The following is a 19,470-nucleotide window of genomic DNA, read 5'->3' on the forward strand; positions in this document are numbered from 1 at the left end:
AGATGTCTGAACCACGTTTCGTACACCTGCGGGTGCACAGCGACTATTCCATGATCGATGGGCTGGCGAAAACCGGGCCGCTGGTGAAAAAGGCGGCCGCTTTGGGCATGCCTGCGCTGGCGATCACCGATTTTACCAACCTCTGCGGTCTGGTTAAGTTCTACGGAACGGGCCATGGCGCCGGGATTAAGCCCATTGTCGGCGCTGACTTCCATGTTCAGTGCGATCTGCTGGGCGATGAATTCACCGAACTGACGGTTTTAGCGGCCAACAATACCGGCTATCAGAATCTGACTCTGCTCATTTCTCGCGCCTATCAGCGCGGCTATGGCGCGCTGGGGCCGTGGATCGATCGCGACTGGCTGGTTGAGCATCAGGAAGGGCTGATTCTGCTGTCCGGCGGCCGTAAAGGCGATGTTGGCGTCAGCCTGATCCGCGGAAATATGCCGCTGGTGGAGCAGTGTCTCGCCTTCTATGAACAACATTTCCCGGATCGCTACTATCTGGAGCTGATCCGTACTGGTCGTCAGGACGAAGAAAGCTATCTTCACGCCGCGGTTCAACTGGCGGAGGAGCATGGTTTGCCGGTAGTGGCGACCAACGATGTGCGTTTCCTGGAAACCGGCGACTTCGACGCCCATGAAATTCGCGTCGCCATTCACGATGGCTTCACCCTCGACGATCCGAAGCGACCGCGCAACTACTCGCCGCAGCAATATATGCGTAGCGAAGAGGAGATGTGCGAGCTATTTGCCGATATCCCGGAAGCGCTGGAAAACACCGTTGAGATCGCCAAACGCTGCAACGTTACCGTGCGCCTTGGCGAATACTTCCTGCCGCAGTTCCCGACTGGCGACATGACCACCGAAGACTTCCTGGTAATGAAGTCGAAAGAGGGGCTGGAGGAACGTCTCGAATTCCTGTTCCCGGATCCCGAAGAGCGCGCTAAGCGTCGCCCGGAATATGACCAACGTCTGGATGTCGAACTGCAGGTTATCAACCAGATGGGGTTCCCGGGCTACTTCCTGATCGTCATGGAATTTATCCAGTGGTCGAAGGATAACGGCGTGCCGGTAGGGCCGGGACGTGGTTCCGGCGCCGGCTCGCTGGTGGCCTACGCGCTGAAAATTACCGACCTTGACCCGCTGGAGTTTGACCTGCTGTTCGAACGTTTCCTTAACCCGGAACGTGTGTCGATGCCCGACTTCGACGTCGACTTCTGCATGGAGAAACGCGACCAGGTTATTGAGCACGTTGCGGATATGTATGGCCGCGACGCGGTCTCGCAGATCATCACCTTCGGTACCATGGCGGCGAAGGCGGTTATTCGCGACGTGGGCCGCGTGCTGGGTCACCCGTACGGCTTTGTTGACCGTATCTCCAAGCTGGTGCCGCCGGATCCTGGCATGACGCTGGCGAAAGCCTTTGAAGCGGAACCACAGCTGCCGGAAATCTACGAAGCGGACGAAGAAGTTAAAGCGCTGATTGATATGGCGCGTAAGCTGGAAGGCGTGACGCGTAACGCCGGTAAGCACGCGGGCGGCGTGGTTATCGCGCCGACCAAAATCACCGATTTCGCGCCGCTGTACTGCGATGAGCAGGGGCTACACCCGGTTACCCAGTTTGATAAGAACGACGTCGAATACGCCGGGCTGGTAAAATTCGACTTCCTCGGCCTGCGTACGCTGACCATCATCAACTGGGCGCTGGAGATGATCAACAAGCGGCGGGCGAAGAACGGCGAAGGGCCGCTGGACATCGCCGCGATCCCGCTGGATGACAAGAAAAGCTTCGACATGCTGCAGCGCTCGGAAACCACCGCGGTCTTCCAGCTTGAATCGCGCGGCATGAAAGATCTGATTAAGCGTCTGCAGCCTGACTGCTTCGAAGATATGATCGCGCTGGTGGCGCTGTTCCGTCCGGGCCCGCTGCAGTCGGGGATGGTAGATAACTTTATCGACCGTAAGCACGGCCGTGAAGAGATTTCCTACCCGGACGTCCAGTGGCAGCATGAATGTCTGAAACCTGTACTGGAGCCGACTTACGGCATCATCCTGTACCAGGAACAGGTCATGCAGATAGCCCAGGAGCTCTCCGGTTATACCCTCGGCGGCGCGGATATGCTGCGTCGTGCGATGGGTAAGAAAAAGCCGGAAGAGATGGCCAAGCAGCGCGGCACCTTCGAAGAAGGGGCGAAAAAGCGCGGCGTTGACGGCGAACTGGCGATGAAAATCTTTGACCTGGTGGAAAAATTCGCCGGTTACGGATTTAACAAGTCTCACTCCGCCGCCTATGCGCTGGTCTCCTACCAGACGCTGTGGCTGAAGGCGCACTATCCGGCCGAGTTTATGGCGGCGGTGATGACCGCCGATATGGACAACACCGAGAAGGTGGTGGGTCTGGTCGATGAATGCTGGCGGATGGGCCTGAAAATCCTGCCGCCGGACATTAACTCCGGCCTGTATCATTTCCACGTCAATGATGACGGGGAAATCGTGTATGGTATCGGCGCCATTAAAGGTGTCGGCGAAGGCCCGATTGAAGCGATCATTGAAGCACGTAACAATGGCGGCTATTTCCGCGAGCTGTTTGATCTGTGCGCCCGTACCGATATTAAAAAACTCAATCGCCGGGTACTGGAAAAGCTGATTATGTCCGGGGCGTTCGACCGCCTCGGCCCGCATCGCGCGGCGCTGATGAACTCGCTGAACGATGCGCTGAAAGCCGCCGATCAGCACGCCAAAGCCGAAGCCATCGGCCAGGCGGATATGTTCGGCGTGCTGGCGGAAGAGCCGGAACAAATTGAGCAATCCTACGCCAGCTGCCAGCCGTGGCCGGAGCAGGTGGTGCTGGATGGTGAAAGGGAAACGCTGGGGCTGTATCTGACCGGCCACCCGATTAACCAATACCTGAAAGAGATCGAACGCTACGTTGGCGGCGTGAGACTCAAAGACATGCACCCGACCGATCGTGGTAAAGTGACCACGGCGGCGGGTCTGGTTATTGCTGCGCGGGTAATGGTCACCAAGCGCGGCAATCGTATCGGCATCTGTACGCTGGATGACCGTTCCGGGCGTCTGGAGGTGATGTTATTCACCGACGCGCTGGATAAATACCAGCAGTTGCTGGAAAAAGACCGCATACTTATCGTCAGCGGACAGGTCAGCTTTGATGACTTCAGCGGGGGCCTTAAAATGACCGCCCGTGAAGTCATGGATATTGACGAAGCCCGGGAAAAATATGCTCGCGGGCTTGCTATCTCGCTGACGGACAGGCAAATTGATGACCAGCTTTTAAACCGACTCCGTCAGTCTCTGGAACCCCACCGTTCGGGAACCATTCCAGTACACCTCTATTATCAGAGGGCGGATGCGCGCGCGCGGTTGCGTTTTGGCGCAACATGGCGCGTCTCTCCGAGCGATCGTTTACTCAACGATCTGCGTGGCCTTATCGGCTCGGAGCAGGTGGAACTGGAGTTTGACTAATACAGGAATACTATGAGTCTGAATTTCCTAGATTTTGAACAGCCTATCGCAGAGCTGGAAGCGAAAATCGATTCCCTGACTGCAGTAAGCCGTCAGGATGAGAAACTGGATATTAACATCGATGAAGAAGTGCATCGTCTGCGCGAAAAAAGCGTAGAGCTGACGCGCAAAATCTTCGCCGATCTTGGCGCATGGCAGGTAGCCCAGCTGGCGCGCCATCCACGTCGTCCCTATACCCTGGATTATGTCCGCCTGGCTTTCGACGAGTTTGACGAGCTGGCAGGCGATCGCGCCTACGCTGACGATAAAGCTATCGTTGGCGGTATTGCGCGTCTTGATGGTCGCCCGGTGATGATCATCGGCCATCAGAAAGGCCGTGAGACCAAAGAGAAGATCCGTCGTAACTTTGGTATGCCGGCACCGGAAGGCTACCGCAAAGCGCTGCGTCTGATGGAAATGGCTGAGCGTTTCAAAATGCCGATCATTACCTTCATCGACACCCCTGGCGCCTATCCGGGCGTTGGCGCGGAAGAGCGCGGCCAGTCGGAAGCGATTGCCCGCAACCTGCGTGAAATGTCGCGTCTGAGCGTGCCGGTTATCTGCACCGTCATCGGCGAAGGCGGCTCCGGCGGCGCGCTGGCGATTGGCGTAGGTGATAAGGTCAACATGCTGCAGTACAGCACCTATTCGGTTATCTCGCCGGAAGGCTGCGCGTCTATTCTGTGGAAAAGCGCGGATAAAGCGCCGCTGGCCGCGGAAGCGATGGGTATCGTTGCGCCGCGCCTCAAAGAGCTGAAGCTGATTGATTCCATCATTCCGGAACCGCTGGGCGGCGCCCACCGTAACCCGGAAGCGATGGCGGCGAGCCTGAAGGCACAGCTGTTGGCCGACCTGGCTGACCTGGATACTCTCAGCGAAGAAGAGCTGCGTAACCGCCGCTATCAGCGTCTGATGAGCTACGGCTACGCCTGATTATTCAGCATCATATTTTCTCTAAGGGGCCGGATTTCCGGCCCCTTTTTTTATCATTTTTTTACTGAGGCAAGATGATGCGCCAATGAGGTGATGTGATTAGCCGATGATGTCCTTCTCCCGCGACACTGCGCTAACTGCCGGGGACAACGCCTGGGCAGACCGTTCACAAGGAAAAGGAGAATAATATTATGGCAATTCATAAAACTGTCGCCTTGAGCGCCGTGGCCGCAGGGATCATGTTAAGTCTAAGCGCCGCACAGGCCGCGCCGCTGCTCAGCGCCACTGAAGCCACCACCATGACAGCCAGCGAGCTGGCGGCGAAAGAAAAAGCATTAACCGATTTTCCGTTAATGGATGCGGTGAAGTCTTCCATTCGTACCCTCGATAACGATTCAGTCGAAAAGATTGAGCCTGGCAGGGCGGCTAACCCGGAAAACGTTAAACGCGTCGAAGGCATGCTCAGCGAGCAGGATTGGGATTATCTGTTCCCGATGCGCGCGCCGGAATATACCTACAGCAACTTCCTGAAGGCGATCGGTAAATTCCCGGCGGTCTGCGGCACCTACACCGATGGCCGTGACAGCGATGCTATCTGTCGTAAATCGCTGGCCACCATGTTTGCCCACTTCGCCCAGGAAACCGGCGGCCACGAAAGCTGGCGCGATATCCCGGAATGGCGGCAGGCGCTGGTCTATCTGCGCGAAGTTGGCTGGACCGAAGGACAAAAAGGCGGCTATAACGGCGAATGTAACCCGGATGTCTGGCAGGGACAGACCTGGCCTTGCGGTAAAGATGCCGATGGTGATTTCCTCAGCTACTTTGGCCGAGGGGCTAAACAGCTCTCCTATAACTACAACTACGGCCCGTTCTCCGAGGCAATGTATGGCGACGTCCGCCCGTTGCTGGATAAACCTGAGCTGGTGGCGGACTCATGGATGAACCTCGCCAGCGCGGTCTTTTTCTTTGTTTATCCGCAGCCGCCGAAACCTTCCATGCTGCACGTCATTGACGGCACCTGGCAGCCGAACGATCGTGATAAGAGCAATGGCCTGGTGCCGGGGTTTGGCGTGAGCATCCAGATCATCAACGGCGGCGTCGAGTGCGGCGGCGCAACGGAAAACGCCCAGTCGCTTAACCGTATTGCCTATTACAAAGAGTTCGCCAACTACCTCAAAGTGCCTATTGCCGATGATGAAGTGCTGGGTTGTAAGAACATGAAGCAGTTTGATGAAGGCGGAGCCGGCGCGCTGCCCATCTACTGGGAACAGGATTGGGGATGGGATCCGAACAGCGCAGACGGCAAAACCAATGCCTGCCAGCTGGTGAGCTATCAGACACCGTACAGCGCGTTCAAAGAGGGGGATTACAGCAAATGCGTTCAGCATTACTTCAACGTGACCGTGGTTGATGATGCGGGCAGCGATGGCGCGTCTGATAAGACAGATGACACGACACCAGCGCCTCAAGTGAACGTCGCGCCGGTGGCGCGTATTGCCGGCCCGGTGGGCGCTGTTGAAGCTGGCAGCCTGGTGTCGCTGAGCGGGGAAGGGTCTACCGATGCTAACGGCGACAAGCTGAACTATCGCTGGATGTCGCAGGATGGACAGACGTTAAGCGGCGCGGATAAAGCGGTGATCAATTTCAGCGCCCCACAGAGCGATAAAGATGCCCAGTATGTGGTTAGCCTGACCGTTAGCGATGGCAGTTTATCCAGTACGGCCACCTATACTCTCAATGTGAAGGCGAAGGCGGCGGATGAAGCGAAGGATGAGCCGGCTGGCGACAGCGGCGCCATCAGTTATCCGGCATGGAGCGCCAGCCAGAGCTGGAAACCGGGTGATATCGTCAATAACCACGGCGCGCTTTTCCAGTGTAAACCGCTGCCGGAAGGGGCCTGGTGCAACGTGGCGCCAACCTACTACGAACCGGGCGCAGGTCTGGCCTGGGGGGATGCGTGGAAGGCGCTGTAATTATCGTTTTACTCTGATTCTGGACTAAGATAAATCCGCCAGTGCTAAGCACTGGCGCGATTGATATTATGCTTACCTTAGGTAAATCCAGGAGGAAAGCGTGAATATCATCGCCATCATGGGGCCCCACGGCGTCTACCATAAAGACGAACCGATCAAAGAGCTGGAAGCCGCTCTGCGGAAGCAAGGATTTCAGACTATCTGGCCGCAAAACAGCGCCGACCTGCTGCAGTTTATCGAACACAATCCGCGCATCTGCGGCGTTATCTTCGATTGGGATGAGTACAGCGTTGATTTATGTAGCGATATCAATCGTCTGAACGAATACCTGCCGCTGTATGCTTTTATTAATACGCACTCGACGATGGACGTCAGCAGCCAGGACCTGCGCATGGCGCTATGGTTCTTTGAATATGCGCTGGGGCTGGCGGAAGATATCGCTACTCGTATTCGTCAGTATACCAACGAGTATCTGGACAACATCACGCCGCCATTTACCAAAGCGTTATTTAACTATGTGCAGGAGGGGAAATATACCTTTTGCACTCCCGGACACATGGCGGGAACCGCCTACCAGAAAAGCCCGGTCGGCTGCCTGTTTTATGATTTCTTCGGCGGTAATACGCTGAAGGCCGATGTCTCTATCTCCGTTACCGAACTGGGGTCGCTGCTGGACCATACCGGCCCGCATCTGGAAGCGGAAGAGTATATCGCCCGCGCCTTTGGCGCCGAGCAGAGCTACATGGTGACCAACGGTACCTCGACTTCAAATAAAATTGTCGGCATGTATTCGGCGCCTGCCGGCAGTACGCTGCTTATCGATCGTAACTGTCATAAATCGCTGGCGCATCTGCTGATGATGAGCGATATCGTGCCGCTATGGCTAAAACCGACGCGTAACGCGCTGGGGATCCTCGGCGGTATTCCGAAACGGGAATTTACCCGCGACAGCGTCCAGCGCAAAGTAGAGACAACTCGCGGCGCGCAGTGGCCGGTGCATGCGGTGATCACCAACTCCACCTATGACGGCCTGTTGTATAACACCACCTGGATTAAACAGACTCTCGACGTGCCGTCGATCCACTTTGATTCCGCCTGGGTGCCTTACACTCACTTCCACCCGATTTATCAGGGCAAAAGCGGCATGAGCGGCGACCGCGTACCGGGGAAAGTGATCTTCGAAACCCAGTCGACGCATAAAATGCTGGCGGCGCTGTCGCAGGCTTCGCTTATCCATATTAAAGGCAGCTACGATGAAGATACCTTCAATGAAGCCTTTATGATGCATACCTCTACCTCGCCAAGCTATCCGATCGTCGCCTCGATAGAGACCGCGGCGGCGATGCTGCGCGGTAACTCCGGAAAACGCCTGATTCAGCGCTCCATCGAGCGTGCGCTGCACTTCCGTAAGGAGGTGCAGCGCCTGCGTGAAGAGGCCGACGGCTGGTTCTTTGATATCTGGCAACCGGAAGAGGTTGAGGAGGCGCAGTGCTGGCCGGTTTCGCCGGGAGAAACGTGGCACGGTTTCCAGGACGCCGATGCCGACCATATGTTCCTCGATCCGGTCAAAGTTACCATTCTTACGCCGGGGATGGACGAGCAGGGCAATATGGCGGAAGAGGGGATCCCGGCGGCGCTGGTGGCGAAATTCCTCGACGAGCGCGGCGTAGTGGTGGAGAAAACCGGGCCGTACAATCTGCTGTTCTTGTTCAGTATCGGTATCGATAAAACCCGGGCGATGGGCCTGCTGCGCGGCCTGACCGAGTTTAAACGCGCCTACGATCTCAACCTGCGGGTGAAAAATATGTTGCCGGATCTCTATGCTGAGGATCCGGACTTCTACCGCAATATGCGCATCCAGGATCTGGCGCAGGGGATCCACCGCCTGATCCGCCAGCATCAGCTCTCACAGCTGATGCTGCGGGCCTTTGACGTGCTGCCGGAGATGAAAATGACTCCGCATCAGGCCTGGCAGCGACAGATTAAGGGCGAAGTCGAAACCATCGAACTGGAGAATCTGGTGGGGCGTATTTCGGCAAACATGATCCTGCCGTATCCGCCTGGCGTGCCGCTGCTGATGCCGGGGGAGATGATCACCGAAGAGAGCCGCGCGGTGCTCGACTTCCTGTTGATGCTCTGTTCGATCGGTCGCCACTACCCAGGTTTTGAAACCGATATCCACGGGGCCAAACGCGACGAAGACGGCGTCTACCGTGTACGAGTCTTAAAAAATAATTAGGGGCTTGCGCGGCGGCGGGCGGCGCGAGTAACGTGTTGGGCTTCAACAGGAGGAGAGCAACCATGCTGGGTTTAAAACGAGTTCACCATATTGCCATCATCGCGACAGACTACGCGAAGAGCAAAGCGTTCTATTGCGACATCCTCGGGTTTACGCTGCAGAGCGAGTTCTACCGCGCCGAGCGTGATTCGTGGAAGGGCGACCTGGCGCTGAACGGCGAGTATGTCATCGAGCTGTTTTCGTTCCCGTTCCCTCCTGCGCGCCCCAGCCGTCCGGAGGCCTGTGGTCTGCGCCACCTGGCGTTTAGCGTCGACGATATTGATGCCGCGGTTGCGCATCTGCAGGCGCACGGCGTCGCCTGCGAGGCTATCCGCATCGATCCGTTTACCGATAAGCGCTTCACCTTCTTCAACGATCCCGACGGCCTGCCGCTGGAGATTTACCAACAGTAATACTTGCCAGAACCAGCCCTGGCGCGTAACGTGCCGGGCTATCTCTTCTTAGCTGCGTACGCACGATCATGATGCCGGATATTGCCTCATCGCTTCGACCACATCGTCAGTTTCTGCTGGCCTTCAGCGGCGGCCTGGACTCAACCGTCCTACTGCACCGACTGGTACGCTGGCGCCAGCGCGAGCCAGCGATTCAGCTGCGCGCGATTCACATTCACCACGGCCTGAGTGCCAACGCTGACCATTGGGTTGAGCATTGCGAACAGATTTGCCAGCAATGGCAGGTACCGTTACAGGTGGTGCGCGTGACGCTGGCGGATGAGGGGTTGGGGATCGAAGCGCATGCTCGCCAGGCGCGCTATCAGGCTTTCCGTGAGGCGCTGCTGCCAGGCGAGGCGTTATTGACGGCACAACATCTCGACGACCAATGCGAGACCTTCCTGCTGGCGCTTAAGCGCGGTAGCGGCCCGACCGGCTTGTCGGCGATGGCCGCCAGTAGCGAGTTCGCTGGCGGAAAATTGCTGCGTCCGCTGCTCAGTGAGAGCCGTGAATCCCTGCATCAATGGGCGCTGACTCATCAACTGCGGTGGATTGAAGACGAAAGTAATCAGGACGATGCGTACGATCGTAACTTTCTGCGTCTGCGGGTGGTACCGCTGCTGAGCGAGCGCTGGCCGCATTTTGCCGAGGCTGTCGCCCGCAGTGCCAGCTTATGTGGCGAACAGGAACAGTTGCTCGATGAAATGCTGTCGGCAGAACTTGCCGCGCTGGTTGATGAGCGTGGTTCTCTGGCGATAGAACCGCTGAGCGCGATGAGCGCGCCGCGTCGTGCGGCGTTGCTGCGCCGCTGGCTGGCATCCCAACAGGCGCCGATGCCGTCGCGCGAAATGCCGGAGCGCATCTGGCAGGAAGTGGCGCTGGCGCGTGAAGACGCCGCGCCTTGCCTGCGGTTAGGCGGTTTTGCCGTCCGGCGCTACCAGCAGCGCCTGTTTTGGGTAAAGCATCTGGCAAGCCTGGCGGAACGGGAAATACCCTGGGGCGATGCGACTAAAGCGCTGACGCTACCGGAAGCGCTGGGAGAACTGGCATTGCAGTCCGGCGGGCCGCTACGCGCGCCACGCGCGGATGAGCCGGTATCGATACGTTTTCGCGCCAGCGGTAATCTGCACATTGTTGGGCGTCAGGGTGGCCGTAAGCTTAAGAAAATCTGGCAGGAAATGGCGGTCGCGCCCTGGCGTCGCGACGCCACGCCGCTGCTGTTTTATGGCGAAACCTTGATTGCCGCAGCCGATGGGCTGTTTGTCACCAGAGAGGGGCAAGTACAGGAAGGCGAAGGGTTACAGCTGATATGGCGGAAAACGGGCGGCTAAGCCGCCCGGTGGGCTTCAGGATTCGCTGACCACCACGGTGCCGATTTCCGGGTGGCTGAAACTGGCGATTTTATCCAGGCGTAGCTCGCGGACGTTACCGGCAAGTTCTACCACCAGATACTCGACATTTTTACGCGAGATAAGATCGCTCGCTTTGGCCTGTAGCTGTTCACCATCTTTCAGGGCCAGCGCCAGCACCAGGTGATGCTGGCAGGCAAGTTCGAGGTTGTCATAATCATCGCAGTTAATGGGTTGATAAGTATCATTCATTGACATAATCGCTCACCAATAAGTTTGCCGCCGCATAAGCGGCCTTTTCCCTGACTGACTCCGAAAGGGCCTGATCCGCCGCAACCTCATTTAATACTTTCAACACGCAGCCCAGCGCATCCGGGATATACCCTAAGTCTCCGCTGGCTATTTCCGCATACCGCTTGCGTATTAACTCACAATATTGATCCACATGCCCTCCTGTCAGCGTTCTGACTTAACCGTGGGATGCAAGTTTAAGCCTACGAAGATAAACTCTGTTTAGCAAGGTGACTATACCATAGTCATCTAAGCAATATCAGCAGGATGAAAGGAGTACCTGCGATTGCCGACAGTCTTTTGTCGCCAGTTTCGCTACAATGTACGCCATTTTTTTCAGGAGTTTATTCATGGCGCTGAAAGCGACGATTTATAAAGCTGTGGTTAATGTTGCCGATTTAGATCGCAACCAGTTTCTGGATGCTAACCTGACGCTGGCGCAACATCCCTCAGAAACCCAGGAGCGTATGATGCTGCGTCTGCTGGCGTGGATTAAATATGCCAACGAACGTCTGCAGTTTACCCGCGGGTTGTCCTCGGATGATGAACCGGAGCTGTGGCAGTTGAACGACCATTTGGGTGTTGATCTGTGGATTGAGCTGGGGCTGCCGGACGAGAAGCGCCTCAAGAAAGCCTGCTCGCGGGCGCAGGAGGTGGCGCTGTTTGCCTATAATAGCCGGGCGGCTGAAATCTGGTGGCAGCAAAATCAGAACAAGCTTGCGGCGTATCCGAAGCTGACTATCTGGTATCTTGATGATACGCAGCTGGCGCAGCTAAGCGCTTTTGCCGATCGCACTATGACGCTGCAGGCAACCCTGCAGGACGGCGGTATCTGGTTATCTGACGATCGGAATAATCTGGAAATTCATTTAACGGCCTGGCAGCAGCCGGCATGATAACGATTAGCCGCAGCGTTTCCATCCCGGATGAGGAGATCTCGCTTACCGGGGTCCGCGCACAGGGGGCGGGCGGTCAGCATGTGAATAAGGCCTCGACGGCGATTCACTTACGTTTTGATATTAAAGCATCGAGCCTGCCTGAGTTTTATAAAGAACGCCTGCTCGCCGCCAGTCACCACTTAATTTCTGCTGACGGTGTGGTTATCATTAAGGCTCAGGAATATCGTAGCCAGGAGATGAACCGCGAAGCGGCGATCTCGCGGCTGGTTACGCTGATAAAAGAATTAACCGCAGTGCAAAAAAGCCGCCGGGAGACGCGACCGACTCGGGCGTCAAAAGAGCGACGACTTGCCTCCAAGGCGCAAAAGTCCTCAGTCAAAGCGCTGCGTGGGAAGGTTCGCCATTGAGCGGCGTGGCGGACGGGTGGAATGGATTATAAGGAATTCACAGTGAAGAAAATTGTATTTTCGCTCGCAGCGGCCTGTTCGCTCTTTGCGCTGTTTGGCTGCAATCATCGCGCTGAGATGGAGACGGTTCAGCCGGCGGCGATGGAAGAGCTGAAACCGATGCAGCAAAGCTGGCGCGGTATTTTGCCTTGCGCGGATTGCGAAGGGATTGAGACCTCTTTGTTCCTTGAGAAAGATGGCACCTGGGTTATGAACGAACGTTATCAGGGCGTTAGCCGCGAGCCGTCATCTTTCGCTTCATATGGTACCTGGGCGCGTACCGCCGATAAACTGGTATTGACCAACAGCAAAGGCGAGAAATCTTACTATCGGGCGAAAGGCGACAAGCTGGAAATGCTCGATCGCGACGGCAATCCGATTAATTCAACGCTAAATTATACGCTTGAGCCTGTGAAGGCCAGCCTGCCGACGACGCCAATGGCGATGCGCGGGATGTATTTCTATATGGCGGATGCGGCAACCTTTACCGATTGCGTGACCGGTAAAACGATCGCGGTCGCGAATAACGCCCAGCTTGAACGCGATTATGCCGCCGCGCGCGGTACCGATACTCGTCCGGTCCTGCTGGTGGTAGAAGGGCACTTCACTCTCGAAGCAAACCCGGATACCGGCGAGATGATGAAAACGCTAATGACGGATAAAGACAGTAAATTTATTCCGGGTAAAGACTGCGGTAATTAATTCTTGCAGTTGCTATAAAAAAGGCCTCGCTATTGCGAGGCCTTTTAGCTTTTAAGGGGAAATTAACCCTTAATCTGCTGCACCAGGTAATTCACGATATCCCCGGTCTTAATCAGCTGCTTCTCGCCGTTGCGACGATGTTTGTATTCGATATCATCGTTGTCGAGGTTACGGTCGCCGAGCACGATGGTGTGAGGAATACCGATCAGCTCCATATCGGCGAACATCACGCCCGGACGCTCTTTACGGTCGTCCATCAGCACGTCGATGCCATGCGCACGCAGCTCGGCGTACAGCTTCTCGGCCAGCTCCTGCACGCGATAGGACTTGTGCATGTTCATCGGCAGAATAGCGACCTGGAACGGCGCGATGGCGTCCGGCCAGATAATCCCGCGATCGTCAAAGTTCTGCTCAATAGCGGCGGCCACTACGCGGGTCACCCCAATACCGTAGCAACCCATGGTCAGAATCTGGTTACGGCCATCTTCGCCCTGCACCGCGGCATTCATTGCCTGAGAGTACTTGGTGCCCAGCTGGAAGATGTGGCCGACTTCGATACCGCGTTTGATAAGCAGGGTACCTTTGCCGTCCGGGCTCGGGTCGCCGGCAACGACATTACGAATATCAGCAACTTCCGGAGTGGCGACGTCGCGATCCCAGTTAATGCCGAAATAGTGTTTGCCATCGATGTTAGCGCCGGCGGCGAAATCGCTCATGGCCGCGACGGTACGGTCGATAACCACCGGAATCGGCATGTTAACCGGACCGAGAGAACCAGGTCCCGCGTTAACGATAGCGCGGATCTCTTCTTCGCTGGCGAAGGTCAGCGGGCTCGCGACCTGCGGCAGTTTTTCCGCTTTCACTTCGTTGAGCTCGTGATCGCCGCGTACCAGCAGGGCGACCAGCGGGTAGCTGCTATCTTCCACCGCTTTCACCAGCAGGGTCTTCACGGTTTTTTCGATTGGCAGATTGAACTGCTCAACCAGCTCGGCGATGGTTTTCGCGTTCGGCGTGTCTACCAGCGTCATTTCTTGCGTCGCGGCGGCGCGCGGCTCTTTCGGCGCGACGGCTTCGGCAAACTCAATGTTCGCCGCGTAGTCGGAGCTGTCAGAGAAGATCACGTCATCTTCGCCGCTCTGCGCCAGCACCTGGAACTCATGGGAAGCGCTACCGCCGATCGAACCGGTGTCAGCCTGTACCGCGCGGAAATCCAGCCCCATACGGCTGAAGATTTTGCTGTAAGCGGTATACATCGCGTCGTAGGTTTCCTGCAGCGATTCCTGAGAGGTATGGAAAGAGTAAGCATCTTTCATCAGGAACTCACGGGAGCGCATCACGCCGAAACGCGGGCGGACTTCATCGCGGAACTTGGTCTGAATCTGATAGAAGTTCAGCGGCAGCTGTTTATAAGAGTTCAGCTCGTTGCGAATCAGGTCGGTAATGACCTCTTCGTGAGTCGGGCCGAGAACGAACGGGCGATCGCCACGATCGGCAATGCGCAGCAGCTCAGGGCCATATTGCTCCCAGCGACCGCTCTCCTGCCACAGTTCAGAAGGCTGAACTACCGGCATTAACACCTCGATAGCACCGGCGTTGTTCATCTCTTCACGCACGATGTTCTCGACTTTTTTCAGAACGCGCACGCCGGTCGGCAGCCAGGTGTACAACCCTGAGGCCAGCTTGCGGATCATCCCGGCGCGCAGCATCAGCTGATGGCTGATGACTTCGGCGTCGGCAGGTGTCTCCTTCAGAGTGGAGAGCAGATATTGGCTAGTACGCATGTTGTTACGGTTCCATTTGGACGATCGGAACAGGCTGGAGAGCCAGCCTGAAACAAAAAAAGTGGTTTAGTTTACCAGTGTGGCAAAGATGCCAAAAGAGAGGAAAATAAAATTAGCGCGGTTCGAGAGAAAAGACTTCAAAACCGTAGGGGATTACCCGCCAGCGCACGTTGAAATCGAGCAGCCAGACGGCGTAGGTTTTCCCTGCTTCTTCCTCTTTGCGATAAGCCGGACGCGGATCCTGCGCCAGTACTTCACGGATAAACGCTTTGATATGCGGGTAGCGTTTTTCCAGCGTCAGTAACTGTGCTTCTATTTCCGGCGTAAAGCTGACATTCATGCCAGCCAGCGGCGCCTGCTGCGCATAGCTGGCGCTGGCGTCCGGCAGGGCTTCGGCAAAGGGAAGATAAGGTTTGATATCAACCACCGGCGTACCGTCTACGAGATCGAGGCTGCCAAGTTCCAGTATCACCTGATCCTTCTGGCAGCGAACGCCTTTTAGTTCAACCAGCGACATGCCGATAGGGTTGGGGCGAAACGTCGAGCGGGTTGCAAAGACGCCCATGCGCGCGTTGCCGCCAAGGCGGGGAGGGCGCACGGTCGGACGCCAGCCGCCAGCCATGGTCTGATGAAAGACAAACAGGACCCACAGATGGCTGAAGTTTTCCAGCCCACGCACGGCGTCAGCCTGGTTATAAGGCGCGAGCAGATGCAGCTCTCCGCCGCCGTGTTCAACCAGGCCTGGCTGGCGAGGAACGGCAAACTTCTCTTTATACGGCGAGCGGATGACGCCTATCTGCGCGAACTGAAATGCACTCATTGTGCCGAGACGTTAAGCGCTGAACCCAGGCAAACGGCCTGACGGTAGCAGCCTGGCGTACCGCTGGTCACTTCGCAGCTGTGCAGCAGCACGGCGTTGGCCTTCATTTTGGCCGCGTTGATTTGCATGCGTTTACGGGCGGTCGGGATATTCGGCGGGGAGTCCTGGTTTGAAGCCTGACATGATTCGCCGCTCACTTCACCCAGATCGCGGAAGGGTTTTCCAACCAGCGCGGCGGCATCGGTATAGATTCTGACCGGCGCGGGACGTGAGACTTTTGGTTTAGCCGTTTCCGTCTGGACTGGCGTGGTTGCGGTGCTTTTAACAGGCTCAACGGGGGATCTGCTTAGCATAGAACAACCGCTTAACATGAGTGCTAACAAACAGACCGGTAAAGCACGCATAGTATTTCCTCAATGAATTATAAAACAGGGCGCTATTGAATCAGGTGCTTGCAAAAATGACAAGACGGGCATAAAGCCCGTCCTGAATGATATTACGCTGAAAGCAGATTACCAGCCTTTCACTGCGCCGCCGTTAAAGATTTTGTTAGCGGCTTCGTAAACTTCATCGCTTTGGTAAGCCTGAACAAATTTCTTAACATTTTCCGCGTCTTTATTATCTTCGCGGGCGACGATCAGGTTTACGTACGGCGAGTTTTTGTCTTCAACAAAGATACCGTCTTTCGCCGGCGTCAGGCCAATCTGGCTGGCGTAGGTGGTGTTGATGACTGCCAGAGCGATCTGCGCGTCGTCCAGAGAACGCGGCAGCTGCGGTGCTTCCAGCTCAACGATCTTCAGGTTTTTCGGGTTCTCAACCACATCCAGAGATGTCGGCAGCAGACCTACGCCTTCTTTCAGTTTAATCAGACCCACTTGCTGCAGCAGCAGCAGGGAACGGCCGAGGTTGGTCGGATCGTTCGGTACGGCAATCTGTGAGCCCGGCTGCAGTTCGTCCAGAGATTTGATTTTCTTCGAGTAGCCTGCAATCGGATAGACGAAGGTGTTGCCGACGGAAACCAGCTTATAACCGCGGTCTTTAATCTGCTGGTCGAGATACGGTTTGTGCTGGAAGGCGTTAACGTCGATGTCGCCTTTGCTCAGCGCTTCGTTCGGCAACACGTAGTCGTTGAAGGTCACCAGCTCAACGTCAAGGCCATACTTCTCTTTTGCCACTTTCTGCGCGACTTCAGCAACCTGCTGTTCCGCACCGACGATCACGCCGACTTTAATATGGTTAGGATCTTTTTCATCCTGACCGCAACCCACCAGAGCCAGAGAACCGATTAATGCGCCAACTGCCGCAAAGGTTTTGAAATTAAAGGCCATGTTATTTCCTTCCTGTAAGAATTAGTGTTGTGTGTCAATAACGTTATTTGTGAGTCACAGCCCGGACGATACGATCGCCAGAGAATTGAATTAAATAAACCAGAATAACCAGCAATACCAGTACGGTGTTCATTACTGTCGCGTTATAGCCGATGTAGCCGTACTGATAGCCAATCTGACCCAAGCCACCGGCACCGACCGCACCGCCCATTGCGGAATAACCCACCAGGGTGATGAGCGTAATAGTGGCGGCGTTCACCAGACCCGGCAGCGCTTCAGGGAGCAGGACTTTACGCACGATCTGCATTGGCGTTGCGCCCATCGCGCGTGAGGCTTCGATAAGCCCGGTCGGGATCTCCAACAGCGCGTTTTCCACCATACGTGCGATAAACGGCGCGGCGCCAACCGTTAATGGCACAATCGCTGCCTGTAGGCCGATAGAGGTACCGACGATCACGCGGGTAAATGGAATCATCCACACCAGCAGAATAATAAATGGAATCGAGCGGAAGATATTAACCAGCGCCGATAGCGTACGATACAGCCGGGCGCTGGCGGCAATCTGCCCCGGACGGGTAACGTACAGCAGTACGCCGACCGGCAGGCCGAGCACAAAGCCAAAGAAGCCGGAGACAAACGTCATAGCCAGCGTTTCCCACACGCCGCGAACCAGCAGCCAGATCATTGGTTCAGACATATCCCAGTACCTCTACTTTTACATGATGTTCCTGCAGCCAGGCGATCGCCGCCTGGGTATCTTCCTGTGTGCCGTGCATTTCGGTCAGCATGATGCCGAACTTCACTCCGCCGGCGTAATCCATCTGCGCGCTAATAATGTTGTTATTCACATTAAAGCGGCGGGCGGTTTCCGACAGCAGCGGCGCATCGACGGAATGGCCGGTAAACTCCATACGCAGCATCGGCACGCTGTCAGGCAGCTGCGTGGGCTTCAGGCGCGCCTGATAGTCATCCGGAATATCCAGATGCAGGGTAGATTGAATGAACTGTTGGGCGAGCGGCGTCTTAGGATGGGAGAAGACTTCGCTCACGGTGTCCTGCTCGATCAGTTGACCATTGCTAATGACCGCCACACAGTCGCAGATACGTTTAACTACGTCCATTTCATGGGTGATCAACAGAATGGTCAGCCCCAGACGACGGTTAATGTCTTTCAGCAGTTCGAGGATCGAACGGGTCGTTGCCGGGTCCAGCGCGCTGGTGGCTTCATCGCACAGCAGCACCTTTGGATTGCTGGCCAGCGCGCGGGCAATCGCCACGCGCTGTTTCTGGCCGCCGGAGAGGTTTGCCGGATAGCTGTCATGCTTATCGCCAAGACCAACCAGGTCAAGCAGTTCATTAACACGGCGTTTGATTTCCGCCGGCGGTGTGTTATCCAGCTCAAGCGGCAGCGCCACGTTGCCGAAAACGGTACGTGAAGCGAGCAGATTAAAGTGCTGGAAGATCATGCCAATCTGACGGCGCGCGCGAGTCAGTTCTTTTTCAGTCAGCGCGGTGAGTTCCTGGTTATCTACCTGCACGCTGCCTTCGGTTGGGCGTTCCAGCAGGTTAACGCAGCGAATCAGCGTACTTTTACCTGCGCCGGAAGCGCCGATCACGCCGTAAATTTGCCCGGCAGGGACATGCAGGCTGACATTGTTCAGCGCCTGTATGGTGCGGTTCCCCTGCTGGAACACTTTGGTAATATTCGAAAGTTTAATCATCAGTTATTTATTATCGTTTAGCCGTTTGCCGTGGCATTTTCTTCTGCCGTGTGCAGGCGATGCCTGTCAATGAAATGGATGTTAAGGCATCCAGACGTCTAAATCAATCTGACTCTTTATAATGAGCACTTTCTTGCATGGCGAAACATGCGATACTAACGGCATTAGCCTTTATCAGGAGCAAACCGGTGGCAAAGTCTGTACCCGCAATTTTTCTCGACCGTGACGGCACGATTAATATCGATCATGGTTACGTCCACGAAATCGACAACTTTGAGTTTATCGACGGCGTCATTGATGCCATGCGTGAACTAAAAGCGATGGGATTTGCGTTAGTGCTGGTGACCAACCAGTCAGGCATCGCGCGCGGTAAATTCACGGAAGCGCAATTTGAGACCCTCACCGAATGGATGGACTGGTCGCTGGCAGACCGCGGCGTGGATCTCGACGGTATCTATTATTGTCCGCATCACCCGCAGGGGAGCGTTGAAGAGTTCCGCCAGACCTGCGATTGCCGCAAGCCGCATCCGGGGATGCTCATTTCCGCACGCGATTTCCTGCATATTGATATGGCTGCTTCTTATATGGTGGGCGATAAACTCGAAGACATGCAGGCGGCTGCGGCGGCGAATGTCGGAACGAAAGTGCTGGTGCGTACCGGTAAGCCGGTTACCGCAGAAGCGGAAAGCGCCGCGGATTGGGTGCTAAATAGCCTGGCGGACCTGCCTGCGGCTATCAAAAAGCAGCAAAAATAAGCGTTACGTATAAAAGATGAGCGGTTGAAATAAAAATGTATTTTTCCGCTTGTCATTCCCGGCGGGCTCCCTATAATGCGCCTCCATCGACACGGCGGATGTGAATCACTTCACACAAACAGCCGGTTCGGTTGAAGAGAAAAATTCTGAAATTCAGGGTTGACTCTGAAAGAGGAAAGCGTAATATACGCCACCTCGCGACAGAGCGCTAAAGCGCG

18 protein-coding genes are annotated in these 19,470 nt (G+C 55.9%); 10 read left to right on the forward strand and 8 right to left on the reverse strand.

Annotated elements, in window-relative coordinates; all coding sequences use genetic code 11:
• The first annotated feature begins 2 nt into the window (after positions 1-2).
• From dnaE to tilS, 6 genes are all read left to right on the forward strand, one after another.
• Positions 3-3,485, forward strand: a complete 3,483-nt coding sequence (gene dnaE / locus AC22LX_RS22640) for a DNA polymerase III subunit alpha (protein ID WP_045390151.1) — start codon at positions 3-5, stop codon at positions 3,483-3,485.
• Between the two features lie 12 nt (positions 3,486-3,497).
• Complete coding sequence (accA, locus tag AC22LX_RS22645) at positions 3,498-4,457, forward strand: acetyl-CoA carboxylase carboxyl transferase subunit alpha (protein WP_045390153.1); 960 nt, start codon at positions 3,498-3,500, stop codon at positions 4,455-4,457.
• A 191-nt stretch (positions 4,458-4,648) separates the two neighbouring features.
• Positions 4,649-6,430: a chitinase gene (locus AC22LX_RS22650; RefSeq protein ID WP_045390155.1), complete on the forward strand. Its 1,782-nt coding sequence runs from the start codon at positions 4,649-4,651 to the stop codon at positions 6,428-6,430.
• A 100-nt stretch (positions 6,431-6,530) separates the two neighbouring features.
• Positions 6,531-8,669: a lysine decarboxylase LdcC gene (locus AC22LX_RS22655; protein WP_063447728.1), complete on the forward strand. Its 2,139-nt coding sequence runs from the start codon at positions 6,531-6,533 to the stop codon at positions 8,667-8,669.
• Between the two features lie 62 nt (positions 8,670-8,731).
• Positions 8,732-9,121, forward strand: a complete 390-nt coding sequence (locus AC22LX_RS22660) for a VOC family protein (RefSeq protein WP_015704453.1) — start codon at positions 8,732-8,734, stop codon at positions 9,119-9,121.
• A 68-nt stretch (positions 9,122-9,189) separates the two neighbouring features.
• On the forward strand, positions 9,190-10,491 hold the full coding sequence (gene tilS, locus AC22LX_RS22665) for a tRNA lysidine(34) synthetase TilS (RefSeq protein ID WP_487334226.1): 1,302 nt from the start codon (positions 9,190-9,192) through the stop codon (positions 10,489-10,491).
• A 15-nt stretch (positions 10,492-10,506) separates the two neighbouring features.
• Here tilS and rof read toward each other — a convergent pair whose 3' ends face one another.
• A complete protein-coding gene (gene rof, locus AC22LX_RS22670) occupies positions 10,507-10,767 on the reverse strand; it encodes a Rho-binding antiterminator (protein WP_045390162.1) in 261 nt (86 codons plus the stop codon).
• Entirely contained in the window at positions 10,754-10,954 is a 201-nt protein-coding gene (locus tag AC22LX_RS22675) for a YaeP family protein (RefSeq protein WP_015368145.1), read from the reverse strand. Before AC22LX_RS22675 ends, rof begins: the two co-directional genes overlap by 14 nt.
• 196 nt (positions 10,955-11,150) lie before the next feature.
• Here AC22LX_RS22675 and AC22LX_RS22680 point away from each other — a divergent pair, with 196 nt between their 5' ends.
• The 3 genes from AC22LX_RS22680 to nlpE are packed head-to-tail and all read left to right on the forward strand — an operon-like array spanning position 11,151 to position 12,847.
• Positions 11,151-11,696, forward strand: coding sequence for a YaeQ family protein (locus AC22LX_RS22680; RefSeq protein WP_045390165.1), 546 nt, complete (start codon positions 11,151-11,153; stop codon positions 11,694-11,696).
• The gene (gene arfB / locus AC22LX_RS22685) at positions 11,693-12,106 is read left to right on the forward strand and encodes an alternative ribosome rescue aminoacyl-tRNA hydrolase ArfB (RefSeq protein WP_045390167.1); all 414 of its coding nucleotides are present in this window, start codon (positions 11,693-11,695) and stop codon (positions 12,104-12,106) included. Before AC22LX_RS22680 ends, arfB begins: the two co-directional genes overlap by 4 nt.
• A gap of 42 nt (positions 12,107-12,148) precedes the next feature.
• Positions 12,149-12,847 carry an envelope stress response activation lipoprotein NlpE gene (gene nlpE / locus AC22LX_RS22690; protein ID WP_487334227.1) on the forward strand — a complete coding sequence of 233 codons (699 nt, stop codon included), beginning with the start codon at positions 12,149-12,151 and terminating at the stop codon, positions 12,845-12,847.
• Positions 12,848-12,909: 62 nt separating this feature from the next.
• Here the strand turns inward: nlpE and proS are convergent, their stop codons facing one another.
• From proS to metN, 6 genes are all read right to left on the reverse strand, one after another.
• Positions 12,910-14,628, reverse strand: coding sequence for a proline--tRNA ligase (gene proS, locus AC22LX_RS22695; protein WP_047065175.1), 1,719 nt, complete (start codon positions 14,626-14,628; stop codon positions 12,910-12,912).
• Positions 14,629-14,740: 112 nt separating this feature from the next.
• Positions 14,741-15,448 carry a tRNA (N6-threonylcarbamoyladenosine(37)-N6)-methyltransferase TrmO gene (gene tsaA / locus AC22LX_RS22700; protein ID WP_047065174.1) on the reverse strand — a complete coding sequence of 236 codons (708 nt, stop codon included), beginning with the start codon at positions 15,446-15,448 and terminating at the stop codon, positions 14,741-14,743.
• Entirely contained in the window at positions 15,445-15,852 is a 408-nt protein-coding gene (gene rcsF / locus AC22LX_RS22705; protein ID WP_015704458.1) for an Rcs stress response system protein RcsF, read from the reverse strand. The genes tsaA and rcsF overlap by 4 nt, the downstream gene beginning before the upstream one ends.
• A gap of 108 nt (positions 15,853-15,960) precedes the next feature.
• Entirely contained in the window at positions 15,961-16,776 is an 816-nt protein-coding gene (gene metQ / locus AC22LX_RS22710; RefSeq protein ID WP_015368138.1) for a methionine ABC transporter substrate-binding lipoprotein MetQ, read from the reverse strand.
• 43 nt (positions 16,777-16,819) lie between these two features.
• On the reverse strand, positions 16,820-17,473 hold the full coding sequence (locus AC22LX_RS22715) for a methionine ABC transporter permease MetI (RefSeq protein ID WP_015368137.1): 654 nt from the start codon (positions 17,471-17,473) through the stop codon (positions 16,820-16,822).
• Complete coding sequence (metN, locus tag AC22LX_RS22720) at positions 17,466-18,497, reverse strand: methionine ABC transporter ATP-binding protein MetN (protein ID WP_015368136.1); 1,032 nt, start codon at positions 18,495-18,497, stop codon at positions 17,466-17,468. The genes AC22LX_RS22715 and metN overlap by 8 nt, the downstream gene beginning before the upstream one ends.
• A 188-nt stretch (positions 18,498-18,685) precedes the next feature.
• Between metN and gmhB the strand changes: the two genes are divergently transcribed.
• Positions 18,686-19,252 (forward strand): D-glycero-beta-D-manno-heptose 1,7-bisphosphate 7-phosphatase, encoded by a 567-nt coding sequence (gene gmhB, locus AC22LX_RS22725; RefSeq protein WP_045376647.1) that lies wholly within the window; start codon positions 18,686-18,688, stop codon positions 19,250-19,252.
• Positions 19,253-19,470: the final 218 nt, after the last annotated feature.

The sequence above is a fragment of the Klebsiella sp. PK01 genome (assembly GCF_057624675.1).

Excerpts from the sequence above, each read along its gene's own strand:
- dnaE (WP_045390151.1), top strand. The coding sequence starts at position 3 with ATGTCTGAACCACGTTTCGTACACCTGCGGGTGCACAGCGACTATTCC.
- accA (WP_045390153.1), top strand. The coding sequence starts at position 3,498 with ATGAGTCTGAATTTCCTAGATTTTGAACAGCCTATCGCAGAGCTGGAA.
- AC22LX_RS22650 (WP_045390155.1), top strand. The coding sequence starts at position 4,649 with ATGGCAATTCATAAAACTGTCGCCTTGAGCGCCGTGGCCGCAGGGATC.
- AC22LX_RS22660 (WP_015704453.1), top strand. The coding sequence starts at position 8,732 with ATGCTGGGTTTAAAACGAGTTCACCATATTGCCATCATCGCGACAGAC.
- tilS (WP_487334226.1), top strand. The coding sequence starts at position 9,190 with ATGATGCCGGATATTGCCTCATCGCTTCGACCACATCGTCAGTTTCTG.
- rof (WP_045390162.1), bottom strand. The coding sequence starts at position 10,767 with ATGTCAATGAATGATACTTATCAACCCATTAACTGCGATGATTATGAC.
- AC22LX_RS22680 (WP_045390165.1), top strand. The coding sequence starts at position 11,151 with ATGGCGCTGAAAGCGACGATTTATAAAGCTGTGGTTAATGTTGCCGAT.
- arfB (WP_045390167.1), top strand. The coding sequence starts at position 11,693 with ATGATAACGATTAGCCGCAGCGTTTCCATCCCGGATGAGGAGATCTCG.
- proS (WP_047065175.1), bottom strand. The coding sequence starts at position 14,628 with ATGCGTACTAGCCAATATCTGCTCTCCACTCTGAAGGAGACACCTGCC.
- tsaA (WP_047065174.1), bottom strand. The coding sequence starts at position 15,448 with ATGAGTGCATTTCAGTTCGCGCAGATAGGCGTCATCCGCTCGCCGTAT.
- rcsF (WP_015704458.1), bottom strand. The coding sequence starts at position 15,852 with ATGCGTGCTTTACCGGTCTGTTTGTTAGCACTCATGTTAAGCGGTTGT.
- metQ (WP_015368138.1), bottom strand. The coding sequence starts at position 16,776 with ATGGCCTTTAATTTCAAAACCTTTGCGGCAGTTGGCGCATTAATCGGT.
- AC22LX_RS22715 (WP_015368137.1), bottom strand. The coding sequence starts at position 17,473 with ATGTCTGAACCAATGATCTGGCTGCTGGTTCGCGGCGTGTGGGAAACG.
- metN (WP_015368136.1), bottom strand. The coding sequence starts at position 18,497 with ATGATTAAACTTTCGAATATTACCAAAGTGTTCCAGCAGGGGAACCGC.